The sequence below is a fragment of the Streptomyces sp. AF1A genome (genome assembly GCF_047340315.1).
Taxonomy (GTDB): domain Bacteria; phylum Actinomycetota; class Actinomycetes; order Streptomycetales; family Streptomycetaceae; genus Streptomyces.
Genome location: NZ_JBLEBI010000073.1, coordinates 1 through 14527 on the forward strand (window position 1 = coordinate 1; position 14527 = coordinate 14527).

The 14527-nt window shown below is 70.6% G+C and carries 13 protein-coding genes; 4 read left to right on the plus strand and 9 right to left on the minus strand.

Annotation, left to right across the window (positions count from 1 at the left end; all coding sequences use genetic code 11):
• The 3 genes from ACLU3S_RS20235 to ACLU3S_RS20245 all read right to left on the minus strand — a co-directional run.
• Window positions 1–806 (minus strand): HAD family hydrolase (locus ACLU3S_RS20235; protein WP_413953309.1); only part of this gene is annotated, 806 nt, incomplete at its 3' end.
• Entirely contained in the window at window positions 806–3259 is a 2454-nt protein-coding gene (locus tag ACLU3S_RS20240; RefSeq protein WP_413953310.1) for a phosphoribosyltransferase, read from the minus strand. The genes ACLU3S_RS20235 and ACLU3S_RS20240, both read right to left, overlap by 1 nt.
• A 26-nt stretch (window positions 3260–3285) precedes the next feature.
• On the minus strand, window positions 3286–4452 hold the full coding sequence (locus ACLU3S_RS20245) for an HpcH/HpaI aldolase/citrate lyase family protein (RefSeq protein WP_413953311.1): 1167 nt from the start codon (window positions 4450–4452) through the stop codon (window positions 3286–3288).
• A 176-nt stretch (window positions 4453–4628) separates the two neighbouring features.
• On the opposite strand from ACLU3S_RS20245, the gene ACLU3S_RS20250 reads away from it, so the two are divergent.
• A complete protein-coding gene (locus tag ACLU3S_RS20250; protein ID WP_413953312.1) occupies window positions 4629–5369 on the plus strand; it encodes a TerD family protein in 741 nt (246 codons plus the stop codon).
• A gap of 87 nt (window positions 5370–5456) precedes the next feature.
• On the opposite strand, the gene ACLU3S_RS20255 is transcribed toward ACLU3S_RS20250, so the two are convergent.
• The 6 genes from ACLU3S_RS20255 to ACLU3S_RS20280 form a co-directional block, all read right to left on the minus strand.
• Window positions 5457–6194, minus strand: a complete 738-nt coding sequence (locus ACLU3S_RS20255; RefSeq protein WP_413953313.1) for a TerD family protein — start codon at window positions 6192–6194, stop codon at window positions 5457–5459.
• 102 nt (window positions 6195–6296) lie between these two features.
• Entirely contained in the window at window positions 6297–7436 is a 1140-nt protein-coding gene (locus tag ACLU3S_RS20260; RefSeq protein ID WP_413953314.1) for a DUF475 domain-containing protein, read from the minus strand.
• 77 nt (window positions 7437–7513) lie between these two features.
• Window positions 7514–8092 (minus strand): TerD family protein, encoded by a 579-nt coding sequence (locus ACLU3S_RS20265; RefSeq protein WP_413953315.1) that lies wholly within the window; start codon window positions 8090–8092, stop codon window positions 7514–7516.
• Window positions 8093–8192: 100 nt separating this feature from the next.
• Window positions 8193–8768: a TerD family protein gene (locus ACLU3S_RS20270; protein ID WP_413953316.1), complete on the minus strand. Its 576-nt coding sequence runs from the start codon at window positions 8766–8768 to the stop codon at window positions 8193–8195.
• A 140-nt stretch (window positions 8769–8908) separates the two neighbouring features.
• Complete coding sequence (locus ACLU3S_RS20275; protein WP_413953317.1) at window positions 8909–9367, minus strand: peroxiredoxin; 459 nt, start codon at window positions 9365–9367, stop codon at window positions 8909–8911.
• 125 nt (window positions 9368–9492) lie between these two features.
• Window positions 9493–9930: a DUF3052 domain-containing protein gene (locus ACLU3S_RS20280; RefSeq protein WP_413953318.1), complete on the minus strand. Its 438-nt coding sequence runs from the start codon at window positions 9928–9930 to the stop codon at window positions 9493–9495.
• 419 nt (window positions 9931–10349) lie between these two features.
• On the opposite strand from ACLU3S_RS20280, the gene aceE reads away from it, so the two are divergent.
• From aceE to ACLU3S_RS20295, 3 genes are all read left to right on the plus strand, one after another.
• The gene (aceE, locus tag ACLU3S_RS20285; protein ID WP_413953319.1) at window positions 10350–13097 is read left to right on the plus strand and encodes a pyruvate dehydrogenase (acetyl-transferring), homodimeric type; all 2748 of its coding nucleotides are present in this window, start codon (window positions 10350–10352) and stop codon (window positions 13095–13097) included.
• 169 nt (window positions 13098–13266) lie between these two features.
• Window positions 13267–14007 (plus strand): potassium channel family protein, encoded by a 741-nt coding sequence (locus ACLU3S_RS20290; RefSeq protein WP_413953320.1) that lies wholly within the window; start codon window positions 13267–13269, stop codon window positions 14005–14007.
• Window positions 14008–14201: 194 nt separating this feature from the next.
• Complete coding sequence (locus ACLU3S_RS20295; protein WP_413953321.1) at window positions 14202–14372, plus strand: hypothetical protein; 171 nt, start codon at window positions 14202–14204, stop codon at window positions 14370–14372.
• The last annotated feature ends 155 nt before the right edge of the window (window positions 14373–14527 follow it).

Consider the following 14527-nt stretch of genomic DNA (forward strand, 5'->3'; position numbering starts at 1 on the left):
CGCTGTGCGGTCGCCCGCAGGAACTCCCGCACGATCCGCTCCCCCGCCAGCACCCCTCGTTCGGGCAGCGCGGCGATCCGCGGCGCCGCCCAGTCCGTGTCCGCGAGTTCGCCATGGCCCGGGCGCCAGCCCCGGTCGGCGGCCAGCAGCAGGTCCGCGTCCAGGAGGGAGTCGCCGGCGGCCAGGACGAGGTCGGCGCCGGCGCGGCGGACCACCTCGCGGACGGCGGCGCTCTTGGTGAGCGGCTTGGGCACGGCGTAGATCTTGCGGCCCTGCAGGGAGACGGTCCAGCCGCGGTTCTCCGCCCACGCCGCCAGCTCCTTCACCCACTCCTCGGGCAGCAGCTCGCGTTCGACGACGAGGTAGGTGAAGAGGTCCTCGGCGACCCGGTGCTTGCGCACCCACACCGGGTCCGCGGCCCGCAGCAGATGCTCGTGGACCTCCTGGAGCGGGGCGCACTCGTCGGCGAGCCGGGCCTGCACACCGGCGTGCCAGCCGTGGTCCGTGGCGCCGTCGACCAGCAGATGGCCGCCGTTGGCGCAGATCGCGTACTTCGGGGGCGGGCCGGGCAGGTTGATGCGCTGGTACTGCTTGCGGGTGCGGGTCGTGGCCGGCACGAAGACGGCCGAGTCGCCGAGGTCGGTCAGCAACTGGGCCGCCGTCTCGGTCATGTACGACAGCGGCCTGCTCTCGTGCACCTCCACGCACAGCAGCCGGGGCGCCCGCGCGTCCGGCATGGTCAGCGCCAGGGCCGCGGAGGAGTAGATCAGCGTACGGTCGAGGTCGCTCGCCACCAGCACCGGCATCAGGGGTTCACCGCCCGGCCGTCGGCGCCGGTGGCGCCCCGGGTGTACTGGGGGTGGATCAGGCCGACGCAGGTGTACGGCAGGTCGTCCACCTCCTCGACCGGCACCCCGCGCTGCTCGGCGAGCAGCCGGACGTGGTCCAGGTCGGCGCCCGCCCCGGCCCGGGCCAGGATCCGCCACGGCACGCGGCGCAGCAGCACCCGGGTGGTCTCGCCGACGCCGGGCTTGACCAGGTTCACGTCGTGGATGCCGTACTCCTCGCTGATCCGCTCGACGGCGCGCCAGCCCGCCCAGGTGGGGGTGCGGTCCTCGGCCATCAGCTCCTTGACCGCCTCGTCCACGGTGTCGGACACCTCGGGGAAGCGGGCGGCGACGGCGTCGAGGAAGGCGACGGAGACGTCGGCGCCGGCCAGTTCGCGGTAGAACTTCGCGCCGTGGAAGTCGTCCGGGCCCACCAGGTCGGCGCGCAGCACCGTGCGCGAGATCAGGCCGGAGACCGTGGAGTTGAGGCAGGCGGAGGGGATGAGGAAGTCCTCGCGGGTGCCGTAGGTGCGTACGCAGGAGCCCGGGTCGGCGAGCACGGCGATCTCCGGGTCGAAGCCGGTGACGCCCTCCTTCGCCTCGAACTCGGCGACCGCCTCGGCGAGTTCACGGGTGATGGCGCCCTTGCCGGTCCAGCCGTCGACGAAGACGACGTCGCGCGGGTCGTGGTGGGCGGCGAGCCAGCGCAGCGCGTTGGCGTCGATACCCCGGCCGCGCACGATCGAGACGGCGTAGTGCGGCAGGTCGAGTCCGTGCCGGAACCGGGCCCAGCGGCGCATGAGGATGCCGACCGGCGTACCCGCGCGGGCGAGCGAGACCAGCACCGGGCGCGGCGACCTCTCGGCGACGACCGTCTCCGTCACCACGCCGACGGCCCGGGCGAGCCGGGCGGCGCAGGCGTCGAGGGCGGCGTGGAAGAGCTCCTGGTACTGCTCGCTGGGCTGGTACTCCACGGGCAGCGACTCGGCGTAGTGGGCGCCGCCGCTCTGGATGGCCTCCTCCCGCTCCTCGGTCGGCGCCTCCAGGGTCACGTCCGAGAGGTCCTGGAGCAGCCAGCCGACCTCCTCCGGCGCGTACGAGGAGAATGCGGGGCCGCGCAGGGGCTCGGGCAGCATGGCCGGCCTTTCGGGGGCGTGCGGGACGTACGAGGGGACGACCGCGAACAGGACGTGCGGGACGTGCGCCGCGAGGCGGGCCAGCAGGCCGTCGGGCGCGTGCAGGGCGGGGGTGTCGGCGGCCGAGTCGACCACGGCGACGACAGTGTCGAAGCCGCCGCCCGCGACGTTGTAGGCGTAGCGCTCGCCGGGGCCGTCGGCGGGGTCGTCGTGGGCCGGGAAGACCAGGCGGGTGCGGATGGCGTAGCCGGGGTCGTCGACCGCGAGGACCGGCGAGCGGGTGGTGGTGGAGAAGCGCACCTGGGCCGGGACGAGCTGCTCCAGCTCGCGGGCCAGGCGCAGCGGGGCGTACATCAGCTCCTCGAAGCCGAGGACGAGGACGCTGCGGGCGCCCGCGGGCAGGGCCTCGGCTATTCGGGCGGCCATGGCGGGCAGCGCGGCCTCCAGCCGGGCCCGGTGAGCGGGCGTGAACCCGTGCCGGCCTCCGTCGGGCAGGCCCCGGGGCCAGTGCAGTTCGAGGCGGGACACACGGCCGTACGACGGCTCGGGCGCGGTCTGCGCGCACTCGTGCCCGGCGACGAGCTCCTGCCCCTTCTCCAGCACGCCCTCCGGCAGGCGCACCGTCCCCGAGGCGGTGGCGACCACGTCCACCCGGGCCCCGATCTCCTGCGCGAACCGCCGCAGGCGCGCCGTGTCGTCCGCGGAGCGCATGTCGACCAGCGCGACCACCACGTACCGGCCGCGCGGGTGCCGGGCGTGCAGGTCGCGGATGGTGTTCAGGACCGTGTTGCCCGTGGAGAACTCGTCGTCGACCAGCACCAGCGGCCCGTCGCCGGACAGCAGCCCGGGGTCCTCGGGAAGCAGCAGATGCGAGGTGGCGTGGGAGTGCGCCTCCTCGAAGCCGCCGGCCGGCGCGACGCCGGGCACGGGGCGGCGCGTGGAGTGCAGGTACGGGGCGGTGCCGAGGCCGTCGGCGACCGCGTGGCCGAGGCCGGTGGCGGTCTCCGCGTAGCCGAGGACGACGGCGCGGGCCGCCTCCCGCGCGCCGAGCAGCCCGGCGACCCTGCGGCCCAGCCGGACGCCGTGGCCGTAGACCACGGCCGGCGACTGCGGGACGTGCTTGCCGAGCACGTGCGAGACCAGCAGGTGGGCGCGCTTGGGGTTGCGGCGCAGCGCGAGCCCGAGCAGGGCCGGCAGCCCGTCGTCGCCCACGAGCTCGACCCCGAGCCGCTCGGCGACCCAGCTGCCGGACCAGACCCCGTCGTTCACTGCGTTCTTCACTGCTTCCTTGGACATGCGTTCCTTGGACGATGTGGGAAGGGTCAGCCGGGTATCCCGGCGGCGAGCAGCTCCACGAACCCGACGTCCTCGCGTGCGACGCCGAACACCTCGGCGCGCAGCAGGGTCCGCTCGGCCCAGGCGCGGTGCGGCTTCACTTCGTTCATCTTGTTCGTGTAGGCCGACCGGAGTACACCCCCGCCGCCGCGTTCCGGCCGCAGGATGTCCTGGGCGTCGCTGAACTCCTCGTGGCTGACCACGGACAGCGCGTGCACGGGCAGGACGTGGGAGGGATGGATGCAGGTCTTGCCGAGCAGGCCGTTGGCGTGGTCGAGGGAGATCTCCCGCAGCAGCCCGTCCATGGCGTGCTCGATGAGGTTCTCGCGCAGCTCGACGGCCTGCACCTGGAGGAAGGGGCTCTGCCTCAGCTGCGGCTTGAACATGCGCTCGGAGACCCGGAAGTACTCCCAGACCGGTCCGGTGACCGTGAACCCGGTGCCGTCGGCGCGGCCCAGCATGTTCACCACGTCGGCGATCACGGAGGCGACGATCTGCACGTCGTAGGCGGTCATGTCGGGGGCCCGGCGCAGCCCGTAGGACGAGCAGAAGTCGGTGACGCCGAGGCGCAGCGCGAGGACGCGGTCGCGGTACTTGTCGACGGCGCGGAAGATCCCCTCCAGGGTGTCCACGCGCGACTCGCGGTACAGCAGCTCGGGGGACTCCAGCACCGGCATGGCGAAGAGCCGGCGTCCGCAGCCGGCCTCGGCGGCGGACAGGGCCTCCAGGAACGGCATGCCGCGCTCTTCGGTGAACTTGGGCAGCACGAACCCGGACAGCAGCCGCACGGACGGGCCGAGGCGGCGCACCAGGTCGGGGATCTGCTCGGGGGCGCGCACCCGGATGAACAGCAGGGGCGGCTCCACTCCCGCCCGACAGTGGAGGTCGGCGAACTGCCGGACGAGGTTCTCCTCGCCCGCCACCACGTCCGCGTCGTCGATCGAGTCCTCCAGGCACAGCACCATCGAGACCACGCCGTTTCCGGCCTGCTTGACGATGTCGTCGGCGAGCCGCGGCCGCGTGGCCGGGCTGTACAGCGTGGCCCCCAGGGCCGAGGCGAGCAGCCGGGCCGGAGAGTCGGCGGTGAACGCGCACGGCTCCCGGTGGAAGAGGCGCTGCCGCACCTCGGGGGCGATGTGCCCGAAATGACGCATATGACTCCCTCAGGGCTGCGAGCCGAGTCTGTGGATTGGGCAAAGGGTGGCCGGTAATAGTACGTAGGGATCCATGTCGGGGGTTCCCCGCGGGCGTGAATTTCCGGTAACTCGCCCCTGTCGGGGCACCACCCCCCGCATTGTCGTGGCCAGGACCGAGAGGGCAGGATGACCGCATGACGCACGCGATGCTGAAAGGGTCGAACGTCCCGCTGGAGGCCACCACGGTGCGCGCCGTGCTGCGCTGGACGCCCGGGCAGTCGGTCCCGGACGTGGACGCCTCGGCGCTGCTGCTGGGCCCCGACGGCCGTGTGCGCTCGGATGCGGACTTCGTCTTCTACAACCAGCCCCGGCACCCCTCCGGGAACGTGTGGCGGCTGGGCAAGAAGCGCGTCTCCGAGGGCCTGACCGACACGATCCAGGCCGAGCTCTCCGCGATCGAGCCGGATATCGGCCGGATTCTGCTGGTCGCCTCCGCGGACGGGGTCACCTTCGACCGGGTGCCGGCCCTGTGCATCCAGCTGTACGACGCCGCGGTCGCCGACGCGGAGCCGCTGGCCCGGTTCGACATCAAGCCGGAGACCGGCGCGGAGACGGCCCTGATCTGCGGCGAGCTGTACCGGCGCGGGGAGGGCTGGAAGTTCCGCGCGCTGGGCGAGGGCTACTCGAACGGCCTGAAGGGCCTCGCCACGGACTACGGCATCTCGGTGGACGAGTCGGAGGCGGAGCCTGCGGCGGTTTCGCAGCCGTTGCCGCCGGCGGTGCCGCAGCAGCCGGCGTACGGGTATCCGCAGCCGACCTCGGCCCAGCCCGCCTACGGGTATCCGCAGCCTCAGCCCATGCCGGTGCCGGTGCCGGCGGCCCCGGACCCGAATTTCCGGCTGCCGCCGCAGGGGCCGCAGTTCATCGGGCGGTAGCCGGGGCCGGGGCCGCTCGTTCGGATCATGCCGGGCTCGCGGGCCCAGGCACCGCCCCCCGATCCGGCCTGATCCCCGCAAAAGGACCTAGCGGTCGGCCTTGGCCTTGTAGCCCCGGCCCCACTGCAGTCCCCAGCCGTACAGGCGGTCCAGTTCGCCCTGGAAGCCGTAGACGAACTTGACCTCGCGGCGGACGACGAGTTCGCCCTTGACGTTCTCGATCAGCACGACGGCGCACGAGCGGGCCTGGGGGTGGCGTTCGTCGAGGCCGATCTCGATGCGCGGGCCGTTGCTGGGGTAGAGGGTGACGATGGCGTGCGTGCGGTCGAAGGCCGGCGTCTGGTCGTAGATGTACACGAAGACCAGCAGCCGCTTGAGGGCGTCCCGGTGGTCGAGGTTGACGTACATCGTCTCGCCGGACGCCGACCCGAATCGGTCGTCCCCGCTGAGCTTGATGTACGGCGGGGCGTTGACGTCGCCCAGGTAGCCGCCCAGCGGCTGGACGACGCCCTTGGTGCCGTCGCTCAGCTCGTACAGGCAGCCCAGGTCGAGGTCGACGTTGACCATGCTCTGCCCGTGTCCGAGCACCTCCGGCGGCTTCAGGGCCCTGAAGGGGTGGCGCAGCAGGCTGGTCCGCTGGGCCCCGTCGAAGTCGGAGGTGCGCATCCGCCAGGTCAGATTGACGCGCAGGTGGCCGGTGGCCGCGCCCTGCTTGGTGAGGGACACCGTCTGGTGCCGCCTGGTCAGTTCGATGGCGTTGGTCGAGGCGCTGCCGGAGTCGAAGTCGGCGGCGCGCCCGCCCAGCAGTCCGTCGAAGAAGCCCATTCCCGCCCCCAGGTACCGCGTACTCGCTCGTCTCGGCGCCGTTCGGGGGCGGCCGACCGTGCCGGCCGCCCCCGAACGAAGCGTTCCTCACCGGCCGGGGTGTCACACCCCGGAGGAGACCTCGGCCTTCTCCCCGCTGCCCTCGCCGGCGTGCGCCAGCGCACGGTTGCGGCGCACGGAGGACCAGAAGGACAGGGCGATCAGGATCACGCCGACGAGGCCGGTGATGACCTCGTTGATCTCGTACTGGATGGTGACCATGAGGATCACGGCCAGGGCGCCGATCGCGTAGTGGGCGCCGTGCTCCAGGTAGACGTAGTCGTCGAGAGTGCCCTGGCGGACCAGGTACACGGTCAGCGACCGGACGTACATCGCGCCGATGCCGAGGCCCAGGGCCATCATGATGATGTCGTTGGTGATGGCGAACGCGCCGATGACGCCGTCGAAGGAGAAGGACGCGTCCAGGACCTCCAGGTAGAGGAACATGAAGAACGCGGCCTGGCCGGCCATCAGCACCGCCGGCTTCGGCTTGCCGGTGCGGGCGGCCTCCTCCTCGGCCTCGTGCTCGCGCTCCTCCTCTTCCTCCAGCCGGTCCTCGAAGTAGCCGGACAGCCCGCCGACGATCATGTAGGTGATCAGGCCGGCGATGCCGGCGATCAGGACCGTCTGCGCCTTGTCGGCGTGGACGCCGCCGTGCTGGTGGGCGTGGGCGGCGAAGGTGAAGGAGGTGATCAGCAGGACGATCAGGGAGATGCAGACCGACAGCATGTCGATCTTGCCGAGCTTGGCCAGGGGACGCTCCAGCCACCGCAGCCACTGTATGTCCCGGTCCTCGAAGATGAAGTCGAGGAAGATCATGAGCAGGAACATCCCGCCGAAGGCGGCGATCGCCGGGTGGGCGTCGGTGACGAGCTGCTGGTAGCGGTCCTTGTCGGACAGGGCGAGGTGGACCGCGTCGTACGGGTTGAGCTTGGCGGTGATGGCCACGATGACGACGGGGAAGACCAGCCGCATGCCGAAGACGGCGATCAGGACGCCGACCGTGAGGAAGATCTTCTGCCAGAAGGCGTTCATCTTCTTCAGGATTCCGGCGTTGACCACGGCGTTGTCGAACGAGAGCGAGATCTCGAGAACGGCCAGGATCGCCACGACGCCGAAGGCCTCCCACCCCCCGTAGAAGACCGCGGCGACCAGGCCGAGCGCGGTGACCGCGAACGACCAGCCGAAGGTTTTGAGAAGCACTGGTTACCCCATCGTGTTGTGGGGGCACCTCCCAGACCATGTCTGGGGGGAGGGTCTCCCCCGCGCCGTACCCGGCTTTACGAAACGTTGACTCCGAAGTCTAGAGCGATACCGCGAAGTCCGGACGCGTACCCCTGCCCGACCGCACGGAACTTCCACTCGCCCTGGTAGCGGTAGAGCTCGCCGAAGATCATGGCGGTCTCGGTGGAGGCGTCCTCGCTCAGGTCGTAGCGCGCCAGCTCCTGGCCGTCGGCCTGGTTGACCACACGGATGAAGGCGTTGGATACCTGGCCGAAGGTCTGGCCGCGCTCGTCCGCCATGTGGATGGAGACCGGGAAGATGATCTTCTCGCACCGGAGCGGCACCTTGCCGAGGTCGACCAGGATCGACTCGTCGTCTCCCTCGCCCTCACCGGTGAGGTTGTCACCAGTGTGCTCCACCGAGCCGTCGGGGCTCTTGAGCTGGTTGTAGAACACGAACCACTCGTCCCCCAGGACCCGGTTGTCCGCCCCGCACAGCAGCGCGCTGGCGTCCAGGTCGAAGGGGGCCCCGGTGGTGGAACGCGCGTCCCAGCCGAGGCCGACCATGACATTGGTGAGGTTCGGTGCGGCCTTGGAGAGGGAGACGTTGCCTCCCTTGGCGAGCGTGACGCCCATGATGCTGGTCCTCCCCTGGTGGTGCTTCCCTGGTTGTCCTGCACGTCCGGCGCCCGCCGTAAACGGCGGGCGCCGGACGATGTCGCGCACCCGGCGGGCGTCAGACGTTGACGCCGAAGTCCTGGGCGATGCCGCGCAGCCCCGAGGCGTAGCCCTGGCCGATGGCGCGGAACTTCCACTCCGGGCCGTGCCGGTACAGCTCGCCGAAGACCATGGCGGTCTCGGTGGAGGCGTCCTCGCTCAGGTCGTAACGGGCGATCTCCTGCTGGTTGGCCTGGTTGACGACGCGGATGAAGGCGTTGCGGACCTGGCCGAAGGACTGCTGGCGGGTCTCGGCGTCGTAGATCGACACCGGGAACACGATCTTCTCGACGTCGGCCGGGACCGTGGCCAGGCTGACCTTGATCTGCTCGTCGTCGCCCTCGCCCTCACCGGTGAGGTTGTCACCGGTGTGCTCGACCGAGCCGTCGGGGCTCTTGAGGTTGTTGAAGAAGACGAAGTGCTGGTCGCTGACGACCTTGCCGGAGTTGTTCAGCAGCAGCGCGCTCGCGTCGAGGTCGAAGTCGGAGCCGGTCGTGGTGCGCACGTCCCACCCCAGACCGACGATGACGGCGGTCAGGCCCGGGGCCTCCTTCGTCAGCGATACGTTGCCGCCCTTGCTGAGGCTGACTCCCACGGGTCCTCCATGTGGTGTCCAGGGGCGGGGAGCCCCGTCCTGCTTCGGATATGGGATCAACGAGCCGATCCTAGTGACGGGTTCCCGCCCCCCGCAGACCCTGGACCCGAAGGATCACAGGTGTCGGACGCTCGTCCGGCTCACAGGGTGTCGAGCGCCTTCACGTAGTCGTTCAGGTCGCGCGCGTCCGGCAGGCCGTTGACCACGGTCCACCGCACGACACCCTCCTTGTCGATGATGAAGGTGCCCCGCACGGCGCAGCCCTTGTCCTCGTCGAAGACGCCGTAGGCGCGCGAGACGTTGCCGTGCGGCCAGAAGTCGCTGAGCAGCGGGTACTCCAGGCCCTCCTGCTCGGCGAAGACGCGCAGGGTGTGGATGGAGTCGTTGGAGACGGCGAGCAGCTGGGTGTCGCGGTCGGCGAACTTCGGCAGGTTGTCCCGCAGCTCGCACAGCTCGCCGGTGCACACGCCGGTGAAGGCGAAGGGGTAGAAGAGCAGGACCACGTTCTTGTCGCCGCGGAAGTCCGCGAGCCTCACGGTGCGGCCGTGATTGTCCTTGAGCTCGAAGTCGGGTGCCTTGTCGCCGACCTGGATCGCCATCGTCGTGCTTCCCTTCGGTGGGCTGTCGGGGTGAGAGCGCACGGAACGCTCGGCTCCCACCCTACGCAGCGATCACCGGGGCATCCGGGCGGGCCGGGGCGAGAACCGGCCCACCCGGACGGCGGTCACCTCTTCGACTTGGCCGCCTTGGGCGTGGCCAGCCGGCTGCCGCTCCAGTCCTTGCCCACGCTGACGCTCTTCGACGCCGTCAGGCCGGCCGTCGTGGCCGCGTCCTGGATGTCACTCGGCTCCACGTACCCCGAACGGCCGGTCTTCGGTGTGAGGAGCAGGATCGCGCCCCCCTCTTCGATGTACGTGGTGGCATCCACCAGCGCATCCGTCAGGTCGCCGTCGTCGTCACGGAACCACAGCACAACGGCGTCGGCCACGTCGTCGTAGTCCTCGTCCATGAGGTCGCCCTCGACGGCTTCCTCGATGGCCTCGCGGAGCTCCTGGTCGACGTCGTCGTCGTAGCCGATCTCCTGGACCACCTGCCCGGGCTGGAACCCCAGCCTGACGGCAGGGTTCGTCCGCTCCTCCGCGTGGTCCGCGGTCGCGCTCACGGGTTGCCTCCTGATCATGTCTTGATGAATATCTCAGCCACGCGCGTGCGCGAAGCATTGGCCGTAGTCCACACGGGCGGGGCGGATCGCGCAAGTACCCGGCCGTCCGGACCGCCGAAACGGTGACGATCCCGGCCGTGTCGTCGCAACTCCTCGCACCGTATCTCGATTCCGCGCCACCCACATCACACCGATGTGCCCGGATTGCTCCGTTGGGAATCATCCGGCGATACGGAGCTCGAACAACTTTGCCGAGGGCGTCACGCCCCGGGCGTATCGTTGCGTTTTGACCGGCCGTGGCCCCGGTTGGCCCCGCGGCGGAGGTGACGTACGTCCTCCCGAGGTACACGATGGGGAGCGGTGCAGGCACCAGCAGTAGGCACGAGCAAGAACTGGCCCTCCGACAGGTAAGGAACGCCGTGGCTTCCGGATCCGATCGCACCCCGATCATCATTGGCGGCCTCCCGAGTCAGGTTCCCGACTTCGATCCCGAAGAGACCCAGGAGTGGCTCGACTCCCTCGACGCCGCCGTCGACGAGCGCGGCCGGGAGCGGGCCCGGTACCTCATGCTCCGGCTGATCGAGCGGGCCCGCGAGCGCCGCGTGGCCGTGCCCGAGATGCGCAGCACGGACTACGTCAACACGATCCCGACCAAGAGCGAGCCGTTCTTCCCCGGCAACGAGGAGATCGAGCGCAAGATCCTCAACGCCACCCGCTGGAACGCGGCCGTGATGGTCTCGCGCGCCCAGCGCCCCGGCATCGGTGTCGGCGGCCACATCGCCACGTTCGCCTCCTCCGCCTCGCTGTACGACGTCGGCTTCAACCACTTCTTCCGCGGCAAGGACGACGGCAAGGGCGGCGACCAGGTCTTCTTCCAGGGCCACGCCTCCCCGGGCATCTACGCGCGCGCCTACCTGCTCGACCGGCTCAGCGAGAACCAGCTCGACGGCTTCCGCCAGGAGAAGTCGAAGTACCCGGACGGCCTGTCCAGCTATCCGCACCCGCGCTCGATGCCGGACTTCTGGGAGTTCCCGACGGTCTCCATGGGCCTCGGCCCGCTGGCCGCGATCTTCCAGGCGCGGATGAACCGGTACATGCTCGCGCGCGGGATCGCGGACACCTCCGAGTCCCATGTGTGGGCGTTCCTCGGCGACGGCGAGATGGACGAGCCGGAGTCGCTGGGGCAGCTGTCCATCGCCGCCCGGGAGGGCCTGGACAACCTGACCTTCGTGGTCAACTGCAACCTGCAGCGCCTGGACGGCCCGGTGCGCGGCAACGGCAAGATCATCCAGGAGCTGGAGTCGATCTTCCGGGGCGCCGGCTGGAACGTGATCAAGCTGATCTGGGACCGCTCCTGGGACCCGCTGCTCGCGCAGGACCGCGACGGCATCCTCGTCAACAAGATGAACACGACTCCGGACGGGCAGTTCCAGACGTACGCCACCGAGTCGGGCGCGTACATCCGGGAGCACTTCTTCGGCGACGACCACCGGCTGCGCGCGATGGTCGAGAACATGACCGACCACCAGATCCTGATGCTGGGCCGCGGCGGTCACGACCACCGGAAGATCTACGCGGCCTACAAGGCGGCCCTGGAGCACAAGGGCCAGCCGACGGTCATCCTGGCCAAGACGATCAAGGGCTGGACGCTGGGCCCGAACTTCGAGGGCCGCAACGCCACGCACCAGATGAAGAAGCTGACGGTCGACGACCTCAAGCGCTTCCGCGACCGCCTGCACCTGCCGATCACCGACAAGCAGCTGGAGTCCGGCCCGCCGCCGTACTACCACCCGGGCCGGGACACGGAGGAGATCCAGTACATGCACGACCGGCGCAAGGGGTGCGGCGGTTACGTGCCGACGCGCGTCGTGCGCTCGAAGCCGCTGCGGCTGCCGGACGACACGGCGTACGCGACCGTGAAGAAGGGATCGGGCCAGCAGTCCATCGCGACGACCATGGCCTTTGTGCGCCTGCTGAAGGACCTGATGCGGGACAAGGAGATCGGCAGGCGTTTCGTGCTGATCGCGCCGGACGAGTACCGCACGTTCGGCATGGACTCCTTCTTCCCGAGCGCGAAGATCTACAACCCGCTGGGACAGCAGTACGAGTCGGTGGACCGGGACCTGCTCCTGGCCTACAAGGAGTCCCCGACCGGCCAGATGCTGCACGACGGCATCTCCGAGGCGGGCTGCACGGCCTCGCTGATCGCGGCGGGCTCGGCCTACGCCACGCACGGCGAGCCGCTGATCCCGGTCTACGTCTTCTACTCGATGTTCGGTTTCCAGCGCACGGGTGACCAGTTCTGGCAGATGGCCGACCAGCTGGCGCGCGGCTTCCTCCTGGGTGCGACCGCGGGCCGCACGACCCTGACGGGTGAGGGTCTGCAGCACGCGGACGGCCACTCCCAGCTGCTGGCCTCGACCAACCCGGCGTGCGTGGCCTACGACCCGGCGTACGCGTACGAGATCGCGCACATCGTGCAGGACGGCCTGCGCCGCATGTACGGCAGCTCGCCCGAGCACCCGCACGGCGAGGACGTCTTCTACTACCTGACCGTCTACAACGAGCCCATCAGGCACCCGGCCGAGCCGGCCGACGTGGACGTCGAGGGCATCCTCAAGGGCCTCCACAGGCTCGGCGAGGGCACGGGCGGCACGATCCCGGCGCAGATCATGGCGTCCGGCGTGGCGGTGCCGTGGGCCCTGGAGGCGCAGCAGATCCTCGCCGAGGACTGGAACGTCAAGGCGGACGTCTGGTCGGCGACCTCCTGGAACGAGCTGCGCCGCGAGGCCGTGGCGTGCGAGCAGCACAACCTGCTGCACCCTGAGGAGGAGCAGCGGGTGCCGTACGTGACGCGGAAGCTCAGCGGCGCCGAGGGCCCGTTCGTGGCCGTGTCGGACTGGATGCGATCGGTGCCGGACCAGATCGCGCGCTGGGTGCCGGGCACGTACCAGTCGCTCGGCGCGGACGGCTTCGGCTTCGCCGACACCCGGGGCGCGGCGCGGCGCTTCTTCCACATCGACGCGCAGTCGATCGTGGTCGCGGTGCTGACCGAGCTGGCGCGGGAGGGCAAGGTCGACCGGTCCGCCCTGAAGCAGGCCATCGACCGGTACCGGCTGCTGGACGTCACGGCGGCGGATCCGGGGGCGGCGGGCGGCGACGCGTAGCCGCCGCGCCGGGCCTCGGCCGCTGACGGCAGCCGGGGAGGGGCTGCCGGTGCGTTGCCGGGTGCCGGTGCATTGCCGGGTGCCGGTGCGTGGTGGCTTGTCGCGCCCGCGCGGGAAAGCCGCATATCGGTACAGCCCCGCCCTCCCGGGCGCGTCCTAGGATGCGCATGTGAACGAATCGTCGGCGCAGGCGCGTTGGGAAGGGTGTACTCAGCGCCCGTTGCTCGCACTGGCGCTGGTGTTCGCCCTTGCCTATGCCGTGCCGATCGTGGACAACCCCGCGGACCCGCTCCTGACGGTCGTCTGCACCGTCGCGGAGTGGGTCGTGTGGGGGGCGTTCGCGCTGGACTACCTGATGCGGCTGGCGCTCAGCCCGCGGCGCCGGGAGTTCGTGCGGACGCACTGGATGGACCTGTGCGCGGTGGTGCTGCCGCTGCTGCAGCCCCTGCGGCTGCTGCGGTTGGTGTCGACGCTGCTGCTGGTGGGCCGGCGGGCGCGGATGGCGCCGCAGATCCGGCTGACCACCTATGTCGTCGGCTCCGTGGTCGGGCTGCTGATGTTCGGCTCGCTGGCGGTGCTCTCCGTGGAGCGGGACTCGCCGCACGGGAACATCCGGACGCTGGGTGACGCGGTGTGGTGGTCGTTCACGACGATGACGACCGTCGGCTACGGCGATCACGCGCCGACCACCGGCCTCGGGCGGATGATCGCGGTCGGGCTGATGCTGTCGGGGATCGCGCTGCTGGGTGTCGTCACCGCGAACATCGCCGCCTGGTTCATCGCCCGGTTCGAGCAGGACGACGTGGAGGAGCGGCGCCAGACGGAGGCGATCGCCGCGCTGACCGAGGAGGTCCGGCTGCTGCGGGCCGAAGTGGCGCGCCTCGCGGCGCGGGAGGAGCAGCGGCGCTGAGCCGCCTGGCCGTATGGTCTTTGGCCCCCGCGTGGCCCGCCACCCGGGACGGCGGGCCGACGTCCCGAGGGGCGCCGACGCGGGGTAGCAGGGAACCTACGCTTCCGCTCGTCGAAACGGAAGACCTAATTCCCCTTGACCCTCGGCCTGCACGGACGCACCCTGAACCCCACGCGCCACAAGGGAGCACCAGCATGAGCACAGCCACCGAGACCCTTCGCGTCGTCGAGTACTGGACGGACAAGGACATCCGCGTGATCCTCCCCGTCCAGCGGAACGCCGAGAACGACCGTCTGAGCGACACGCAGCTCATCGAGAAGTACGGCGACCCCGCGGACGGGGCCGTCGCGCGCATCGTCCGCTAGGTGACGAGCGCGGGGCGATCCTCCCTCGTTCCGGCCGGCACCGCGTGGCGCACGCGGCGGACGGGTGCCGCGCACGGCGCATGCCCTGGGCGAGCCGGTGACGCCCTCCGCGCGCCCGGCCGTTGCCGCCGACTGGGCACCAGCGCCCGCCCCGG